This is a genomic window from Blastomonas sp. AAP53 (genome assembly GCF_000331245.1).
Lineage (GTDB): Bacteria > Pseudomonadota > Alphaproteobacteria > Sphingomonadales > Sphingomonadaceae > Blastomonas.
Genome location: NZ_ANFZ01000009.1, coordinates 20,866 through 38,542 on the forward strand (window position 1 = coordinate 20,866; position 17,677 = coordinate 38,542).

Annotated in this window: 14 protein-coding genes; 4 read left to right on the plus strand and 10 right to left on the minus strand. The window is 64.5% G+C overall.

The window, feature by feature from the left end; translation table 11 throughout:
• Window positions 1–2: 2 nt before the first annotated feature.
• The gene (locus D618_RS0107030) at window positions 3–641 is read right to left on the minus strand and encodes an RpiB/LacA/LacB family sugar-phosphate isomerase (RefSeq protein ID WP_017670797.1); all 639 of its coding nucleotides are present in this window, start codon (window positions 639–641) and stop codon (window positions 3–5) included.
• A 116-nt stretch (window positions 642–757) separates the two neighbouring features.
• Window positions 758–1,774, minus strand: a complete 1,017-nt coding sequence (locus D618_RS0107035; RefSeq protein ID WP_026091395.1) for a LacI family DNA-binding transcriptional regulator — start codon at window positions 1,772–1,774, stop codon at window positions 758–760.
• Window positions 1,775–1,942: 168 nt separating this feature from the next.
• Here D618_RS0107035 and D618_RS0107040 point away from each other — a divergent pair, with 168 nt between their 5' ends.
• The 3 genes from D618_RS0107040 (at window position 1,943) to D618_RS0107050 (ending at window position 5,707) form a co-directional block, all read left to right on the plus strand.
• Entirely contained in the window at window positions 1,943–3,454 is a 1,512-nt protein-coding gene (locus D618_RS0107040; RefSeq protein ID WP_026091396.1) for an altronate dehydratase family protein, read from the plus strand.
• Window positions 3,455–3,535: 81 nt separating this feature from the next.
• On the plus strand, window positions 3,536–4,351 hold the full coding sequence (locus tag D618_RS0107045) for a 2-keto-4-pentenoate hydratase (RefSeq protein WP_238550612.1): 816 nt from the start codon (window positions 3,536–3,538) through the stop codon (window positions 4,349–4,351).
• Window positions 4,352–4,408: 57 nt separating this feature from the next.
• On the plus strand, window positions 4,409–5,707 hold the full coding sequence (locus D618_RS0107050; protein ID WP_017670801.1) for an MFS transporter: 1,299 nt from the start codon (window positions 4,409–4,411) through the stop codon (window positions 5,705–5,707).
• Between the two features lie 30 nt (window positions 5,708–5,737).
• On the opposite strand, the gene D618_RS0107055 is transcribed toward D618_RS0107050, so the two are convergent.
• The 8 genes from D618_RS0107055 to D618_RS0107090 form a co-directional block, all read right to left on the minus strand.
• Window positions 5,738–7,210, minus strand: coding sequence for a glycerol kinase (locus tag D618_RS0107055; protein WP_017670802.1), 1,473 nt, complete (start codon window positions 7,208–7,210; stop codon window positions 5,738–5,740).
• Window positions 7,200–7,820: a 3,4-dihydroxy-2-butanone-4-phosphate synthase gene (locus tag D618_RS0107060; RefSeq protein ID WP_017670803.1), complete on the minus strand. Its 621-nt coding sequence runs from the start codon at window positions 7,818–7,820 to the stop codon at window positions 7,200–7,202. Before D618_RS0107060 ends, D618_RS0107055 begins: the two co-directional genes overlap by 11 nt.
• Complete coding sequence (locus D618_RS0107065) at window positions 7,817–8,395, minus strand: NAD(P)H-dependent oxidoreductase (protein ID WP_017670804.1); 579 nt, start codon at window positions 8,393–8,395, stop codon at window positions 7,817–7,819. Before D618_RS0107065 ends, D618_RS0107060 begins: the two co-directional genes overlap by 4 nt.
• Entirely contained in the window at window positions 8,392–9,894 is a 1,503-nt protein-coding gene (gene glpD / locus D618_RS0107070) for a glycerol-3-phosphate dehydrogenase (protein WP_017670805.1), read from the minus strand. The genes D618_RS0107065 and glpD overlap by 4 nt, the downstream gene beginning before the upstream one ends.
• Window positions 9,894–10,991 carry an LLM class flavin-dependent oxidoreductase gene (locus D618_RS0107075; RefSeq protein WP_017670806.1) on the minus strand — a complete coding sequence of 366 codons (1,098 nt, stop codon included), beginning with the start codon at window positions 10,989–10,991 and terminating at the stop codon, window positions 9,894–9,896. The genes glpD and D618_RS0107075 overlap by 1 nt, the downstream gene beginning before the upstream one ends.
• Window positions 10,992–11,112: 121 nt before the next feature.
• Window positions 11,113–12,027 (minus strand): aldo/keto reductase, encoded by a 915-nt coding sequence (locus D618_RS0107080; protein ID WP_026091398.1) that lies wholly within the window; start codon window positions 12,025–12,027, stop codon window positions 11,113–11,115.
• Window positions 12,020–13,036 (minus strand): LacI family DNA-binding transcriptional regulator, encoded by a 1,017-nt coding sequence (locus D618_RS0107085; RefSeq protein WP_017670808.1) that lies wholly within the window; start codon window positions 13,034–13,036, stop codon window positions 12,020–12,022. Before D618_RS0107085 ends, D618_RS0107080 begins: the two co-directional genes overlap by 8 nt.
• The gene (locus D618_RS0107090; protein WP_017670809.1) at window positions 13,033–15,042 is read right to left on the minus strand and encodes an alpha-glucosidase; all 2,010 of its coding nucleotides are present in this window, start codon (window positions 15,040–15,042) and stop codon (window positions 13,033–13,035) included. Before D618_RS0107090 ends, D618_RS0107085 begins: the two co-directional genes overlap by 4 nt.
• A gap of 178 nt (window positions 15,043–15,220) precedes the next feature.
• On the opposite strand from D618_RS0107090, the gene D618_RS0107095 reads away from it, so the two are divergent.
• Window positions 15,221–17,560: a TonB-dependent receptor gene (locus D618_RS0107095; protein ID WP_026091399.1), complete on the plus strand. Its 2,340-nt coding sequence runs from the start codon at window positions 15,221–15,223 to the stop codon at window positions 17,558–17,560.
• The last annotated feature ends 117 nt before the right edge of the window (window positions 17,561–17,677 follow it).

Sequence of the window (17,677 nt, forward strand, 5' to 3'; positions counted from 1 at the left end):
GTTCAGGCGGTCAGTTCGCGCAGATAGGCGGCAATCGCCTCGTCCTGGCAATTGGCATAGAAATATTCGGCAAAGCGCTCGCCTGCGACCGCAGCCTTGAGCAGGTCCTGGTCGACCGTCTTCAGCACGGTGAGCATGTCGTGGCAGGTCGCCGCCTTGAGGTCCTTCAGGATGCCGCGATTGGTCGCCATGATCGCAGCGCGCTCCTTGGGATAGCCCAGGCCCCGCTCGCCTTCGAACAGCTTCTTGTACACGTCCTGGAGGTTCAATTCGGCGGCCCAGCCAAAGCCCTTGGCATAGGGCATCGAAATGGCGTTGCCGTCATTGATCTGGCCGAACAGGAAGGCGTCGGTCGGGTCGATGACCAGGCCGCAGAACACGCCGGGCATGGCGTTGCACGCCAGCATCGATCCCATGCCGGTGCCGCAACCGGTGACGACAAAATCGGCCGCGCCCGAATTGAGCAGGATGCCGGTCAGCAGCCCGTTCATCACGTAGGTCAGCGACGCGGAATCCTCGGCGGTATACATGCCGTAATTGAACACCTCATGGCCCAATGGCTCAGCGACAGTGGTCAGGGCTTCGTGGATGATGGCGTTCTTGGCAGCCTGGCTGTTCTCGGTGATCAATGCGATCTTCATCGGGTCTCTCCTGTCCGGGCGTTTGTGCTCCGGATTGTCTCTGGTGAAGTGTTAGCCTGCTTGGTAACCGGTGTCATAAAGGCATGCAAGTCCCATTTGCCGGGGAGCCCATCAGGTCAGGCTGACGCAACCGAGGCTCTTTCGATCAGGTCGGACAGGAAATGCGAAGGCTGTGTGCGTGCTGCGGCGGGATCGATCAGCTTGATGGCGGCGGCCTTGGCCATCAGCTGGATCGGCCATCGCACGGTTGTCATCGGCGGCCAGATGTGGGCGGCAATCGCGGTGTCATCGAACCCGATGATCGACAGGTCTTCCGGTACCGAAAGGCCAATGCTGCGCGCAGCGTGCAGCACGCCTGCCGCCATTTCATCGTTGCTGGCAAAGATCGCGCTGGGGCGGGGGGAGGCGGCGAGCAGTTTTTCGCCTGCCGCAATGCCGGTCTCGAAGGTGTAGCTGCCCTCGGCCATGATCGCCGGGTCCATGGCGATGCCCGCCGTCTGCAACGCGTCGCTGTAGCCCAGCGCACGTTCGGCAGCCGATCTGAAGCCTTTCGGTCCTGCAACAAAGCCGATGCGGCCGTGACCGCGACCGATCAGATAGGCGATGGCCTTGGCCACCGCCTCGCGATCGTTCGATGCGACCATATGCGCGTCTTCGTCGAGCCGTACCGAACCCATGCGAACATAGGTCACCCCCAGTTCGTCGCAAAGCTCGGCCAGCGCGTCATTCTCTGAAATCGGCGGCAGAAGCAGCACGCCGAAAAGCCGTTGCTGCTCAAGGAACGTGCGCACATCATCCAGCATGTCGGGCGACCGGCGATTGACCGGGCGGACGACAAGCGCGAATTCGGTTTCGCGGATCGCCGCCAGAATGCCTTCCTGAACGCCCAGCACCATCTGCGCATTGGGGTTGTCGTGGATCAGCCCGATCAGGAAATTGCGTCGCAGCGCCAGCGCCCGCGCCTGAGGGTTGGGCACATAGCCCAGGTCCGCGATCACGGCCTCGACCTTTTCGCGGGTTGCGCTGTTGAGCAGCGGCGAACGGTTGATCACCCGGCTCACGGTTTTCTTCGAAACTCCGGCGATCCTCGCGACATCATTGATCGTGGGCTTGCCCTCTTTTGCCTTGTTCACGCGCTGATCTGCCCTATCGCCCAACTACACCGGTGTCAGTGCAGCAATTGTCCTAGCCGCAACTCCAGCCCTTAGGCAATCCCGCCATCGTTGACACCGGTTACCATCGCGCTATGCCTTGACAGAACGGACACAGAGAATCGCTGTGCGCAGGAGAGAGAGCCCAACATGACCCCCGCCAGGTCCGCTGCCATGCAGGTCCATGCCGCCGACACGGTGGCCGTGGCGTTGCGCGACCTGCCAGCAGGCGAGACGCTTCAAATCGGTGGGCAGACCGTGACACTGACCGACGATATTGCGCAGGGCCACAAGTTCGCGGTTGCAGCCCATGCCATCGGCGCTGCGGTGGTGAAATATGGCTTGCCGATTGGCAGCGCCTGCATGCCCATCGCGCCGGGTGATCATGTGCACACCCACAATCTGAAGACTGCGCTCGCAGGCGAATTGGCCTATGCGCCGGGACCTGCTGCCGCCGAACGCGTGGCGCAGCAGCCCGCAGGCCCGCTCTGGCAGGGCTATCGCCGTGCGGATGGCCGCGCGGCGACACGCAACGAGATCTGGATACTCCCCAGCGTCGGTTGTGTCGCGCTGACAGCTGAACAGATCGCGCGTGACGCCAATACTCGCCATGGGGAGTTGATCGCGCAGGGGCGCATCGATGGCGTGCATGCCTTTGCGCATCCGCACGGTTGTTCGCAACTGGGTGACGATCTGGCCGCTACTCGCACCCTGCTCGCGGGGCTGGCGCTCCATCCCAACGCGGCGGGCGTGCTGTTGCTGGGGCTGGGCTGCGAATCGAACCAGCTGGCCGGGATCGTGGCAGAACTTCCGGCTGCTGCGCAGCCGAAGGTGCGATGCCTGTCGACCCAAGGTGCGGGCGACGAAATGGCCGAAGCTGCCACGATCATCGATGCGCTGGTCGCCGATGCTGCATTATGCCGACGCGAGCCTCTGCCGCTTGGCGCGCTGGTGGTGGGGCTGAAATGCGGCGGCTCCGATGGTTTTTCTGGCCTGACCGCCAACCCCTTGCTGGGCCGTTTCAGCGAGGCGCTAGCCGCAGCAGGCGGCACGCCGATCCTGACCGAAATTCCGGAAATCTTCGGTGCAGAGCAGGCACTTCTCGAACGCGCGGCCGATGCCGAAACGTTCGAGCAGGCCGCCGCCTTGGTCAACGGGTTCAAGCGCTATTATCTGGATCAGGGCCTGCCGGTGTCGGAAAACCCTTCGCCCGGTAATATTGCAGGCGGCATCACGACACTGGAGGAAAAGTCTGCCGGCGCAGTGCAGAAGGCCGGTACCGCCTTGCTCACCAGTGTGCTGGGCTATGGCGCGCAGGCGCTGCAACCGGGTCTCGCGCTGCTCGAAGCGCCCGGCAATGACGCGGTGTCGTCCACCGCGCTGACCGCGGCAGGTGCCACCCTGGTGCTCTTCACGACCGGTCGCGGCACGCCGCTCGGGTTCCCTGCGCCAACGGTGAAGATTGCCTCGAATCGGGCGCTGGCCAAGGCCAAGCCGCACTGGATCGATTTTGACGCGTCTGCCGTGCTGGAATCCGACCCGGCAGAGGTCGACGCTGCGTTTCTGGCGCATTTGCTGACGATTGCCAGCGGGCAGAAAACGGCGGCCGAACGCGCCGGGCAGCGCGCGATCGCCATCTGGAAAAAGGGAGTGACGCTGTAGCAAGGTTCCTTGCGAAAACGCGGCCACTTGCGAATGACACCGGTTTCCTTTACGCAGCCGGTTACGAGAAGGACTTGAGGGATGGGGATGGATTTGACGGTGGATTCAAGCGTGGATGCAGTGGCGCAGGCCTTTGTCCGCGCGCGGCGAGACGCGCAGGCGCTGAGCCTCTATCCGGGCGTGGCGCCCAGCGCGCTCGACACCGCCTATGCCATACAGGATCGGGCAATCCATATCGACGGACGCGACGTGATCGGCTGGAAAGTCGGCCGCATCATGCCGCCGCTGGATGAAGACCTGGGCGCGAACCGGCTGGCCGGGCCGATCTTTGCCGACCATGTTGTCGATTCGCAACCTTCCGACGTGCCCGATATGCCGGTCTTCGACGGCGGTTTTGCAGCAGGCGAGGCAGAGTTGCTGCTGCACGTCGCGCCCGGTTTTTCAGGCGTTGTGCCGACCGACGATGATGGCACGCGGGCCATTCTGGACGATGTCCGGCTGGGTATCGAAGTCGCCAGTTCACCTTATCCCGGCATCAACATCGATGGGCCCCCCGTGACGATTTCGGATTTCGGCAACAATGCCGGCATGGTGCGCGGCGCCACACTCACCGGTTGGCGCGAGGCAGATCTGTGCGCGATTGTCGTTCGCAGCGAGATCGATGGCGTGGAGGTGGGCAAGGCGACCGCCGCGACGATGCTCGACGGCCCTTATGGTGCGGTGCGGTTTCTGCTGGGCAATCTGCTGCAGCGCGGTTTTGATGTGACGCAGGGCCTGTGGGTTTCCACAGGCGCGATCACCGGCGTGCACGAAATCGCTCCCGGTCAGTCGTTCCGTGCGATCTTCGAAGGCTGCGGCGAAGTCAATTGTCGCGTGGTTGCCGCACAGCCGCGCTGAGGTTTTTCATGAATCGGCGGAACGGCAACAGCCGCGCGCACACCTGGGAGAGGGACAATGGTTGATACCGCCGCACAAGTGACACGGCCTCCGGCGCTGGATGCCGCTGCGGGCAGGGCAGGGCGTTATCGCTGGGTCATCGTAGGCCTGCTGTTCGCCGCCACCGCGATCAACTATATCGACCGCCAGATGATCGGGGTGCTCAAGCCCACTCTGGTCGCCGAGTTCGGCTGGACCGAAAGCGACTTTGCCAACATCGTCTTCTGGTTCCAGGTTGCCTATGCCATCGGCTATATTGGCTTTGGGCGCATCGTCGACGTATTGGGCGCACGACTGGGCTATTCGATCGCGATCGTCATCTGGACCATGGGGCATATGGCGCATGGGCTTGCGGCCGGGGTGACCAGCTTTGCAGCGGCACGCTTTGGCTTGGGCATCGGCGAGAGCGGCAACTTCCCCGCCGGCATCAAGGCGGTGACCGACTGGTTCCCGCAGCGCGAGCGCGCCTTCGCCATCGGCCTCTTTAACGCCGGGGCGAATGTCGGCGCGATCATCACGCCGCTGCTGGTGCCGGCGCTGGTGCTGTGGTTCGGCTGGCGCGAGGCCTTCTACATCACCGGCATCTTCGGCCTGGTGTGGCTGGTCGCCTGGTGGGCCATCTATCGTCACCCGTCCGAGCACAAGAGCGTCTCTGCCGCCGAACTGGCGTGGATCCAGCAGGATCCCGCAGATCCTGTCGAACAGATCGGCTGGAGCCGCCTACTGACGGTGCGCGAGACCTGGGCCTATGCGCTGGGCAAGTTCCTGATCGATCCCATCTGGTGGTTCTTCCTGTTCTGGCTGCCGGGCTATCTGTTCGAACGCTATGACATGGACTTGAAGACCTTTGGTCTGCCGCTGGCCGCGATCTACCTGATCTCCGATGGCGGTTCGATCTTCGGTGGCTGGATGTCGTCGCGATTGATCAAGGCGGGCAAGACCCCCAATTTCGCGCGCAAGACGACGATGCTGCTGTGCGCGCTGGCGGTCACGCCGATCTGGTTTGCGCAAAGCATCGACAGCGTCTGGGGCGCGGTATTGATCATCGGCCTCGCAACAGCGGCGCACCAGGCTTTCTCGGCAAACCTTTACACGCTGCCGTCGGACGTTTTCCCGCGCGGTGCGGTGGGCTCCGTGATCGGCATCGGCGGCACCGTTGGCGCTTTGGGCGGCATGGGCATGGCGCTGTTCACCGGCTATATCCTCGACAGCACCGGCAGCTACGAAATCCTGTTCGCGATCTGTGCGAGCGCCTATCTGCTGGCGCTGCTGGTGGTGCACCTGCTCAGCCCCAGGCTGGAATCGGCCAAGGTCTGACCGGGCTTCAAGACCGGGCTGGGGCCTGCCTCAGCTCGGCTTGAGATTGAGCGCGGTGGTCCACAGCTTCAGCCTGCGATCGCGGGTGGCAGGTTCCATCTGCGGTTCGAAGGTGTGGATCGGCGATACCATGGTCTTCGCATCCTCCAGCGAGGCATAATGCCCGGCACCGATGGCCGCCAGGATGGCCGCGCCGCGCGCCGTGGTTTCGACATCGGTCGGGCGCTCGCACGGGATATCGAGGACATCGGCAATGTCCTGCGCGATCCAGTCGTTGGCGCTCATCCCGCCATCGAGCCGCAGCACCGACCAGCCCGCGCCATCGGCAGCAAACGCCCGTCCCAGATCGTGGAAGACATTGGCGACCGATTCGAGCGATGCCCGCACGATGTGCGCGCGCGTGGTGGCGAACGACAGGCCACTGATGCTGCCGCGCGCATCGGGCATCCAATAAGGCGCGCCCAGGCCTGAAAGGGCAGGGACCACGACGACATCGCCGCTATCGGGCACAGAACGAGCCAGGGCCTCGCTCTCAGCGGCATTGCCCAGCAGGCCGATGCTGTCGCGTAGCCATTTGACGAGGCTGCCCGCGACGAACACCGATCCTTCGAGCGCGAAGCTGCGCACACCGCCGACCTCGCACAGCACCGTGCCGAGCAGCCGGTGTTCGGATGTGGGCGGGGTCTGGCCCATGTTGGCCAGGATGAACGCGCCGGTGCCCAGGGTGGCCTTGGTCTGGCCATGCGCAAAACAGCCCTGGCCGATTGTGGCGGATTGCTGGTCGCCTGCAAGCCCGGTGATCGGGATCGCCGCGCCGAACAGCTCGGGCCTGGTCGTGCCGAATGCGCCGGTGCTGGGTACGATCTTCGGCAGCGCGCCGCGCGGCACGCCGAACAGATCGCACAGGCCTTCATCCCAGCTGTTGCCGGTGAGGCCAAACAGGCTGGTGCGGCTGGCGTTGGAGACGTCCGAGATGTGCAGCCCGCCGGTGAGGTTCCACACCAGCCAGCTTTCGACCGTACCAAAGGCCAGCCGATCGCCAAGCTGGTCAGCACCTTCGATGTTGCGCAGCATCCACGCCATCTTGGTCGCGGAAAAATAAGGGTCGAGCAACAGGCCGGTGGTGGACTGAACTGTTGGTTCGTGGCCGGCTGCGCGCAGTGACTGGCACTGTTCGTCGGTGCGGCGGTCCTGCCACACGATCGCGCGGCCAAGCGGTTTGCCGCTGGTCTTGTCCCAGGCGACGACCGTCTCGCGCTGGTTGGTGACGCCGATCGCCGCGATCCGCTCCGCGCCGCCGGCGCGCTCGATCATCGCATGCGTGCAGGCCAATGTACGCTCCCAGATCTCGGCCGCGTCATGCTCGACCCAGCCGGGCTGCGGATAATATTGCGTGATATCGCGCTGCTCGGTGGCGATCCACTTGCCAGCAAGCGTGTAGAGCATCGCGCGGGTCGAGGTGGTGCCCTCGTCCAGCACCAGGATCAGCTGGTCATCCGCCATGCGCAGGGGCCTTGTCGTTCTCGTCGGATTCCAGCAGGTCGCCGATATCGGCCACCGCCAGGCCGAAGCGTGCGACCAGATCGGCGATGTCGGCGGGGCGCGCCATTTCGCCATCGTCGCGCATGATCGCGCAGATCACGGCGGCATCGCCTGCGCCTGCACGGCGGGTGAGTTCGACCGCAGCCTCGGCAGCCGCAGGGCGCTCGCTCACGCCCCCGCCAGCGCAGATCAGCGGGAAGATATGGCCGGGCGAGACGATGTCGTCGGCCGTCGCATCGGGGGCCACTGCAGCCTTGACGGTCTGCGCGCGGTCGGCAGCGGAAATGCCGGTGGTAACGCCCTCTGCGGCCTCGATCGAGCGGCCCAGGGGCCTGCCCGACTGACGATCGGTGCCCGGGTTCATCAGATCGATTCCCAGACGGATCGCGCGGTCCTGTTGCATCGCGAGGCAGACAAGGCCGCGTCCGTGCGTCGCCAGAAAATTGACCGCTTCGGGCGTGGCGTGCTGCGCGGCGACGGCAAAGTCCATGTCGCCACGGCGATAGCGGTCGCCGGTGATGATGATCACCTTGCCCTGCTTGAGCGCGTCGACGGCGGCTGCGATACTCATGCGGCGGGCCGCGCCATGGCGCTGAGGCTGATGGCGCCCTGCACGACCTGCTGACCGACCATGTCGAGCTGCATGCGCGCACGATCGTCCAAGCATTCGCCATCGGGGGAGTACAGGCCCGCATAGGTGCGGATCGTGGCGCCCATCGGCGTCGGCCAGCCGCGCAGGGCATGGACGATCGAACGCAAGGTCTGCATCGTGCTCATCGTGGCCTGATCGCCATATGCGGTTGCGATCAGCCCCACCGCGCGGCCATCGAGATAGGGCCGCTCATCCTTCGACAGGTCTTCCAGATAATCGAGCGCGTTCTTGACGAGGCCCGAAATCGTGCCGTGATAGCCTGGCGCTGCGAGCAGCAGGCCATCGGCGCTGCGTACCGCTTCCACCAGTTCACGGCCCTCTGCGCCCGCATGCGCGCTGCTGCGATAATGCGGCAGCGCAGCCAGATACGCACCGTCGAACAGCTGCACGTCTGCCCCTTGCGCGGCAGCACTTGCCATTGCGGTACGCAAGGTGAGCTCGGTGGTGCTGCCGACCGAAACGGTGCCGCCAATGGCGACGATGCGGGGTGTCATACTGTGAGTTCCTCTGTAAAAAATCGGTCGAGTGCCTGGGTCTGTTCGGGGGAAAGATGCAGCCCCAGCTTGGTGCGTCGCCACAGCACATCTTCGGCGCTGGTCGCCCATTCGCGGGTCACCAGATGGCGCACCTCGGCCTCGGTCAGGCCATGGCCGAAATGCTGCCCGCACTCGGCCAGTGACTGCGCATCGCCCAGGAATGTTGCGGCGGTCGTCCCGTAGGTCCGGATGAGCCGCTCTGCCCAACCGGCTTCCAGAAACGGGTAGCGCGCGTGCAGCGCTGCGATCTGTTGCGGTACCGCCTCGACGCCGAATTCGCCGCCGGGCAGGGGCCGGGTGTGGGTCCAGTGCGCACCATGCAGCGCCGAAATCCGTTCGCCCATGCGATCGACCGCCTCCTGCGCGAGGGTGCGGAAGGTCGTGATCTTGCCGCCAAAGACCGAGAGCATCGGCGCGCCCTCTTGGGCATCTGTAACGTCGAAGCGATAGCCACGCGTCGCGGCCTCGGGCTTGCCCGATCCGTCGTCGACCAATGGCCGCACGCCCGAATAGGTCCACACGACATCTGCTGGCGTGACGGGCTTGGCGAAGAAGCGGCTCGCGCCTTCGCACAGATAGGCGATCTCCTCGTCGCTCGCGACGATCGGCTCGCCTGCCACATGGTCGCGGTCGGTGGTGCCGATCAGCGTGAAGTCCTGCTCATAGGGGATCGCAAAGAAGATGCGCCCATCGGGCAGCTGGAAGAAATAGGGGTGCGGGTGATCGAACAGCTTGCGCACCACGATATGCGATCCGCGCACCAGCCGGATCGATTGCTTGGGCGTCTCGCCACTGCGCCCAAGAATGCCCAGGACCGAAGGTCCCGCAGCGTTGATGACCGAGCGCGCGGTGAACGGCCCCTGGGGCGTTTCGATACGCCACAGGTCACCCATGCGATCAAGCCGGGTGACGGGGCAGCGGGTGCGGATGTCCGCACCATGATCAGCGGCATCGCGCGCGTTCAGCACCACCAGCCGTGCGTCATCGACCCAGCCGTCAGAGTAGACGAAGCCATGGACGAATTCGGCCTTGAGCGGTGCGCCTGCGGGGTGGTCGTCGAGCCGGATCGTCTCGGTTGCGGGCAGCTTCTTGCGCGCGCCGATATGATCGTACAGAAATAGGCCGAGCCTGAGCAGCCAGCGCGGGCGCAAGCCTTTGACCCAAGGCAGCACGAAACGCATCGGCCAGATGATGTGCGGCGCGATGGCCCACAGGATTTCGCGCTCGCCCAGTGCTTCGCGCACCAGCCCGAACTCGTAATGTTCCAGATAGCGCAGACCGCCATGGATGAGCTTGCTCGAGTTGGACGAGGTGCCGCTGGCGAGATCTGCCGCTTCCAGCAGCAGCACGCTGGCGCCGCGTCCGGCGGCATCGCGGGCTATGCCCGTGCCGTTGACGCCGCCGCCGATCACGGCGACGTCATACACGGTGGCGGAGTTAGGCTGCCTCTGGTCCATCAGATGTCGAGCGGTCCGTGCTGGATGTGCGGCAATACGTAGCGCGCGAACATATCGGCTTCCTGCACGTGCGGATAGCCCGAGAGGATGAACGCGTCGATGCCTTCTGCCTGATAGGCGCGCAGCTTGGCGAGCACCTGATCGGGCGTGCCGACGATCGCCGCGCCGCAACCCGAACGGGCACGACCAATGCCAGTCCACAGATTCTCTTCGACAAAGCCGTCGCCATCGGCCGCGCCGCGCAGCTCCTGCTGGCGCTGCACGCCGTAGTTCTTGGCATCGAGCGACTTTTCGCGGATCGCCTTGCCGGCGTCATCGTCGAGCTTGGACAGCAGTCGGTCGGCATAGGCGCGCGCTTCGTCCTCGGTTTCGCGGACGATGACATGCGCGCGATAGCCGAACTTGAGCGTGCGGCCGAACTTGGCGGCACGTGCGGTCAGATCAGCGATGTTCTCGCGCACCTTGTCCATCGTGTCGGGCCACATCAGATAGACGTCGCAGGCTTCGGCGGCGCACTCGCGCGCTTCGTGGCTCAGGCCGCCGAAGTAGAAGGCGGGGCACTTGCCGGAGATCGTCGTGACACGCGGCGGATCGAGCTTGAGCTTGTAGAAATCACCCTGGAAGTCGAGCGCCTCGCCGTTGAGCAACGTACGCACGATCTTCATGATCTCGGTCGCACGGGTATAGCGGGGTGCGGATTCGATCTTCTCGCCGGGCATGTCGGACGAGATGATGTTGACGTTCAGGCGCCCGCCGGTGCCTGCGGCATTGGGGCCCAGGATACGATCGAGCGTGGCGATCCGCCGCGCCAGCTGCGGCGGCCAGTCCTCGCCCATGCGTGTCGCCCAGAGCAGCTTGATGCGGCGCACCTGTGTGGCGACGGCGGCTGCGAACGCTGTGGTGTCCAGCCCCAGTGCATAGCCCGAAGGCAGCAGGATGTTGTCGAACCCGCCCTCTTCGGCGCGCAGCACGATGTTGCGGCAATGCTCCCAGCTCGATTGCAGATAGGGGTCGGGCACGCCGAGAAATTCATAGTCATCGTCGCACAGCGCCGAAAACCAGGAAATCTCGCATTGTTGGTCGGTAGGTTGAGTCATGTGTTTGTTCCTATGGGCTGGGCTGGCGCGGGGACTTCGACAAGCTCAGGCTGATCGGAGTGGTTTGGAATGCTGCTCCAACCCCGCTCATGCTGAGCTTGTCGAAGCATCCGGCACGGCATCAGGGCAGCGGAACGCCGCGGGCTGCGACCAGCACCGCGTACCAATCCTGCCGCGTCCAGCGGACCTTGAGCGCGCTTGCGCCCTCGGCAATGCGCTCGGCCTGCTGCGACCCGATGATGGGTACGATGCCCGCCGGGTGCGCCATCAGCCAGCTATAGGCCGCAACGCTGCGCGAGACGCCCTGCGCTTCGGCGACCGCGTCGAGTGCTGCGGCGACGGCCTGGTCGCGCGGGCTTTCCGGTGCAGCCAGGCGACCGCCGCCCAATGGCGACCATGCCATCGGGGTCAGGCCCAGCATCATGGCCTGATCGAGCTCGCCGTTTTCAAAGCAGTCGATCCGCAGCGGGCTGATCTCGGGCTGGGTGGTGACGATCTTCTCGGCAAGGAAATGGTCGAGCGCTGCAATCTGCGGCATCGTGAAGTTCGACACGCCGATGGTGCGGATCTTGCCCGACGACACCGCATCGTCAAGCACGCGCGCGGTTTCCTGCGGGTGCGCCAGAATATCGGGGCGATGGATCTGCCACAGGTCGACCATGTCCACCTTCAGGCGGCGCAGCGAATCATCGATTGCCTTGCGCAGATATTCCGCGCCCTGGTCATAGGGCAGGGGGGGCAGGATGCCGCCCTTGGTGGCCAGCACCATGCGGTCGCGCAGGGCCGGATCAGCCGCGATCACTTCACCCAGCAACGCCTCGGCATCGCCAAAGCCACCTTCGCCGTTGAACCCGTAGATATCAGCGGTATCCAGAAACGTGATGCCTGCATCCAGCGCGGCATGGACCAGCGCGGTGGCCTGCGCCACGGTACGGCCGTTCTCGGCAAAGCGCCACATGCCCCAGGCAATCGGGGAGACGGCAATATCGCTGCGGCCCAGGGGACGGAACGCAGGTGGCAAAGGCAATTCACTCATAAAAAGTCCTGTGTGGGGGCGCTACGGAGGCGCGTTCGATGAGGGTATGGGGAAGGCGGCGATGCGCGATGTCGCCACCGGCAATCAGGATTTCGGTCGCGGTGCGCGCCAGTTCCGCCATCGGCTGGTGGATGGTGGTGAGCGGAGGCCAGACGGTGCGCGCGAGCGTGGTATCATCGAACCCGGCAACCGAAAGCTCGGCGGGAACCTCCATGCCACGATCATGTGCCACGGCGAGCACGCCTGCGGCCATGTCGTCGTTCGACGCGAAGATCGCGCTGGGCCGCTGCGGCAGATCGAGCAGCATCCGCCCGCCACGCACGCCCGAATCGAAATCGAATTCGCCATCGCACACCAGCACCGGGTCAAACGGCAGCCCGGCACGGTCGAGCGCACGGCGATAGCCGAACAAGCGGTCGTCCGAGGCCATATGATTGGGGTGACCCTTGATGAAACCGATGCGGCGATGCCCGGCGTTGATCAGGTGCGTCGTCATGTCATCGGCAGCCAGCGCGTCGTCCATGAACACCGAACTCGTCAGCGCGTGATTGGTGCCCGGCGATATGCGCACGAACGGCACGTCAAGCGCTTCCAGCGCGCGCAGCACTGGGTCGCAATCGGTCACCGGCGACGACAGGATGATGCCATCGACATGCGTTTCGGTGACAAGACCGCGCACCTGTTCACCCACTTCCGGATCGGCAACATCGACCGGCTGGGCCAGCAGGCGAATGTTGTTGGAGCGGCAGAAATCCCAGCAGCCGGTCTGGATCTGGAACATGTAATAAGGGCTGTGGTTGTCGTAGATCAGCGCGACCTGGTTCGACTTTCCGCCCGACAGGATGCGCGCGGCGATGCTGGGGCGGAAATCGAGCGAACGCATCGCCTCTTCCACCCGGTCGCGGGTCTGCGCGCTGACATAGGGGTGGCCGTTCAGCACGCGGCTGACGGTCTTCACCGCCACGCCAGCCTTGGCCGCCACGTCCTTGATGTTGGCCCGTTCACTCATCCTTGCAGCACTCCGTTCAGCCCCGCGAACAGCGCGGCATGGGCGCTGTCGGGGCGATAGAAGACTGGCGGCTGACCTATAGGCGCGGCGATCCGGTGCAGGCCCGGCGCATAGTCCACGCCGCTCCACACATGCCGCCACACGCCTGCGCCGGGAAGCACGACCGACCGGTCGACCGCGCCTTGCTCGATCACTGGTGCCACCAGCAGATCGGCACCGTAGAGAAACTGGTCCTGCACCGTAAAGAGGGCAGGATCGTGCGGGTAATGCAGGAACAGCGGGCGCTGAGCGGGCAGGCCGGATTGACGCGCCTCGTGGCAAAGATGGCGCACATAGGGCGCCAGATGCGCATGCACCCGGCTCCACTGCGCAAAGCAGTCGAGCAGCTCGGGCGTGCTGTCGTACTGCAGATTGTCGTCGGGGCGGTTGCCCTCGTGGCTGCGCATGACCGGCGCGAACGCCGCCAGCTCGCACCAGCGCTGCATCAGCTCTTCGGTGCGGATGTTGCCGTGGAGCGAGGTGTAACCGCCGCAGTCCGAATGGCTATAGGCATTGCCGACCAGGCCAGCCGACAGCGCGCCGGTGATCACCGTGCCGATACCGTCGTGCCGGGTGAAATCGACCGACTGGTCGCCCGCCCAGAGCAACGGACAATGCGCCTGCACGCCGGAGAAGCCTGCGCGCATGAAGAACACCGCGTCGCCCGTCCGGCCCCGGCTTTCGACCGCGCGCGCGTTGACCTCGGCCCAGAGAACCGGCCACAGATTGTGCGCCTCCATCGGGTCCGATCCATCGGACAGGCGCAGGTCGGTGGGCAGATACTCGCCGAAATCTGCCATCCAGCCATCGATACCGATATCGAGCATCTCGCGGCCCAATATGCGTTCGGCAAACCAGGCGCGGGTATCTTCGCGGGTGAAATCGACGACGCCGCAATCGAACTCGCCGAAATCGACGAGGTGCACATCATCGCTATCGGTGTGCAGACAGAAGTGTCCGCCCGCGCGGCCCTCTTCGTACAGTTCGCCATCGACCGCGATATAGGGGTTGGCGTACACCATGAAGCGGATGCCGCGCGCGTGCAGATCGGCAATCCGGTCCTTCAATGCCGGGTAGCGTGCCGCGCTGCGGTCGCCCGAATGCCAGTCCCAGAACAGGCGGCGACCGAATGTCGTTTCGCGCACTCCCGCCCAGTCTTCGCACCATACGGCGGAGACGGCGGTGCCTGCCTCGATGAACCGTTCGAGCCGGTCGAAACTCGATGCACCCGACTTCAGCCCGACAATCGCGCCGCCGATCGCCCAGTCGGGCAGTTTTGGCTGGCGGCCGAAGCGCTTCGAGAGCTGCGAGACCAGCCGCAGCGGGCCATCATCGACGAACAGTTCGAACGCGGCAGTGCTGCTCCAAACCTCGACCCGGTGCGCCGCAGGATCGGTGAAATCGAGCACGCTGTAGCAGCTGGCGTCGAGGTGCACGGCGAGCCAGCGCGAGGTCAGGAACGTCGGCTGGGGATAATTGGTGTTCCAATAGTCGCCGCCCGCCATGCCGTCGGCGTCCATGATGCGGGTCAGCTCGGTCGACTTGTCGCGGCCGACGCCGGGCTCGCTCGTCCAGATCGGGAAGGCGCGGCCATTGAGCGCGAGATAGCTCATCTGCTCGCCGCCACCCCAGACGGTTTCGCCGGACACGGCATGAAAATGCACGGTCAGCCGGTCATAGCCAGGCAGCAGGCTGGAGATGGTCAGCCTGTGGCCGCTGACCGTGATGCGCAGGGCAGGGGTGTCGCCGTCGAGCAGATCGACCCCGGCCTCAGTTTGCGCCCAACTGGTCGGCGCGAGCGCGTCGCTGGGCGAATCCATGATGCTGAAATTGCCGCGTACCATCACGACTTCAGGGTTGCCGCGGGCCATGACCACCGCAGGACAATCCCGGCGATGCTGCAGCACGAGCTGCTCCCCCAAAAGGAGGTCGAACCCGTCATTTTCGGCTTCGAGCCGCAGTTTCAAAGCGTTATTCCTCACCTGAATGCGCCACTGTGACTATTTGGTCGCAACCGTCGTTCGTTTTTCTGACACCGCTTGACATATCGAGACAGTCATAGCAGATCAAGCGCCAATCGCGGCGACCATACCAAGGGGCAACAAGCCCCCGCTACGACCGCTAAGTCTCGCAGGGAGAGGTTGAATGAAGTTCACGAAGTATCCGTCCGCACGCGCTTTGGCGCTGTCTGCCACCGCACTGTCGCTCGGCCTGGCCATGCCTGCCCATGCGCAGGAAGCCGCTGAAGAAAACACCGGCGGCATCACCGAAATCGTCGTGACCGCACAGAAGGTCGCGGAAAACGTGCAGGACGTGCCGATCGCGATCACCGCGATCACCGCCGACCGGCTCGAATCTTCGGGTGTCACCAGCCTTGAAGGTCTGACCCAGCTGGTTCCTTCGGTCACCTTCCGCAAGGGCACCACCAGCGCCAACAGCGCTATCGTCATGCGCGGCGTGGGCACCATCACCTTCTCGGTTGCAGCCGAACCCAGCGTCTCGACCGTGGTTGATGGCGTCGTCCTCAGCCGTTCGGGCCAGGCCTTCATGGACCTGGTCGATGCCGAGCGTCTTGAAGTGCTGCGCGGCCCCCAGGGCACATTGTTCGGCAAGAACGCGTCGGCGGGCCTTGTCAACATCATCTCCAAGGGCGGCACCGAAAGCTTCGAAGCCGAAGCGCGCGCCGACATCTTCGAGGGCGACGAATATCGCCTGCGCGCCGCGATCTCCGGTCCGCTGGCCGAAGGCCTGACCGGTCGCATCACCGGCTTTTATGGCAGCTTCGACGGCAACATCACCAACATCAACGGTGGTCGCCGCGAACAGATCAACGGTTACGAGCATTACGGCGCACGCGGCATTCTCGACTATGACAATGGCGGCTCGCGCTTCCGCTTCATCGCCGATTATTTCGAAGCCGACGATGATTGCTGCGCCGATGTCACCGGCGTCAGCCGCGGGGCGGTGCTCGACGCCGAACTCGGCCTGCCCGGCGGCATTGCGCGCGGTGTCGACCAGCGTTTCGTCAACCACAACCTCGTCACCCGCACCGCCGACAAGCAGTGGAGCCTGACCGCATCGGGCGATTTCGATGTGTTCACCAGCCATGTGCTCAGCGTCGTCGCGGGCTATCGCAACTGGGAAAACATCGAAATCCGCGAGGGTGACTTCCTGCCGCGCGCACTGGTCGGTACCGGCGAATTGCACGACAATGGCGCGGTCCGCACCGAGCAGCTTTCGCTCGAAGTGCGTCTGGCGTCGGACCAGTCCAAGCCGTTTTTCTACCAGGTCGGCGGTTTCATCTGGGGTTCGGACAACGAACAGGATTTCACCCGCCGCAACATCACCTGCGCCACATCGACCCTGCCGATCGATCCGATCACCGGTGGCCGTCCGTGCAACGTGAATGACCGCACCAACACGCTGTTCCCGACTGCAACCTCGTTCAGCGACGTGAAGTCGCGCAACTACGCGATCTTCGGCCAGGCCACCTATCGCCTGACCGAGCAGCTCGCGCTGATCGGCGGCCTGCGCTACACCTGGGATGAGCTCGATTTCGTCCATACCCGCGCGCCGGGCGTCAACGCGACAACGGGCCTTCCGGCTACCGGCCCCGGCGTCTCGGGTGCACCGGCTGGCGGCACGATCGCCTCGGGCGGCAACGGCACCAACACTTCGCGCGGGCAGATCAGCAACGGCAACCTTTCGGGTCGCGCCGCACTGCAGTTCAAGCCATCGGAAGACGTGATGCTCTACGGAAGCTACACCCGCGGCTACAAGGGCCCGGCGTTCAACGTGTTCTTCAACCACACCGCGCCGACCAACGCGATCCCGATCGACGAGGAAACCTCTGACGCGTTCGAGATCGGCATCAAGTCGCAGTTCCTCGACAACCGCCTGCAGATCAACGCCTCGGCGTTCACCGTCACCTATGACGGCTTCCAGGCGAACAACTTCGTGCTGCTGAACGGCGCGGTCGTTTCAAACCTGACCAATGCCGGTTCGGTGAAGAGCGAAGGCTTCGAAATCGATCTGCTCGCGGTGCCGGTCGATGGCTGGACGCTGCGTGCGAGCGGCGCCTATGCCGATGCGACGGTCAAGCGCTTCAACCCCAACCCCGCCACCAACGCGCCGGATGCCCGCAACGGCACCCAGCTGCCGCTGGCGCCCAAGTTCACCTGGACCATCGGCACCAGCTACGAGCGTGATCTGGGCGCGGTGAAGGTCTATCTCGACACCGACTTCCGCCACGTCAGCCGCCAGTTCTCCGACCTCGGCGAATCCGGCCCGATCGCGGCTTATGGCATCTGGAACGGCTCGATCGGTGTCTCGGATCCAGAAGACAACTACCGCATCAGCTTCCTGGCGCGGAACATCACCGACAAGGCCTACGCGCTGCTCAACGTGAGCGCCGGCCAGCGCCTGCAGATTCCGCGCGATGCGGACCGCTATTTCGGTGTTAGCTTCCGCGCACGTCTGCGCTGAGGGTTACGACGATAGCATAAGCCCTTCGGGTCACAGGGCAGATATGGGGGCTCCGGGCGCAACGTCCGGGGCCCTTTTTCTTGCCTCAAATTCTCCCCTCGCTCTGCCGGGCTGGAT

What these genes read in the sequence shown, in the direction of transcription:
- D618_RS0107075 (WP_017670806.1), bottom strand. Translation starts at nt 10,991, where the DNA reads ATGACTCAACCTACCGACCAACAATGCGAGATTTCCTGGTTTTCGGCG.
- D618_RS0107080 (WP_026091398.1), bottom strand. Translation starts at nt 12,027, where the DNA reads ATGAGTGAATTGCCTTTGCCACCTGCGTTCCGTCCCCTGGGCCGCAGC.
- D618_RS0107095 (WP_026091399.1), top strand. Translation starts at nt 15,221, where the DNA reads ATGAAGTTCACGAAGTATCCGTCCGCACGCGCTTTGGCGCTGTCTGCC.
- D618_RS0107040 (WP_026091396.1), top strand. Translation starts at nt 1,943, where the DNA reads ATGACCCCCGCCAGGTCCGCTGCCATGCAGGTCCATGCCGCCGACACG.
- D618_RS0107050 (WP_017670801.1), top strand. Translation starts at nt 4,409, where the DNA reads ATGGTTGATACCGCCGCACAAGTGACACGGCCTCCGGCGCTGGATGCC.
- glpD (WP_017670805.1), bottom strand. Translation starts at nt 9,894, where the DNA reads ATGGACCAGAGGCAGCCTAACTCCGCCACCGTGTATGACGTCGCCGTG.
- D618_RS0107085 (WP_017670808.1), bottom strand. Translation starts at nt 13,036, where the DNA reads ATGAGTGAACGGGCCAACATCAAGGACGTGGCGGCCAAGGCTGGCGTG.
- D618_RS0107060 (WP_017670803.1), bottom strand. Translation starts at nt 7,820, where the DNA reads ATGAGTATCGCAGCCGCCGTCGACGCGCTCAAGCAGGGCAAGGTGATC.
- D618_RS0107045 (WP_238550612.1), top strand. Translation starts at nt 3,536, where the DNA reads ATGGGGATGGATTTGACGGTGGATTCAAGCGTGGATGCAGTGGCGCAG.
- D618_RS0107055 (WP_017670802.1), bottom strand. Translation starts at nt 7,210, where the DNA reads ATGGCGGATGACCAGCTGATCCTGGTGCTGGACGAGGGCACCACCTCG.
- D618_RS0107030 (WP_017670797.1), bottom strand. Translation starts at nt 641, where the DNA reads ATGAAGATCGCATTGATCACCGAGAACAGCCAGGCTGCCAAGAACGCC.
- D618_RS0107065 (WP_017670804.1), bottom strand. Translation starts at nt 8,395, where the DNA reads ATGACACCCCGCATCGTCGCCATTGGCGGCACCGTTTCGGTCGGCAGC.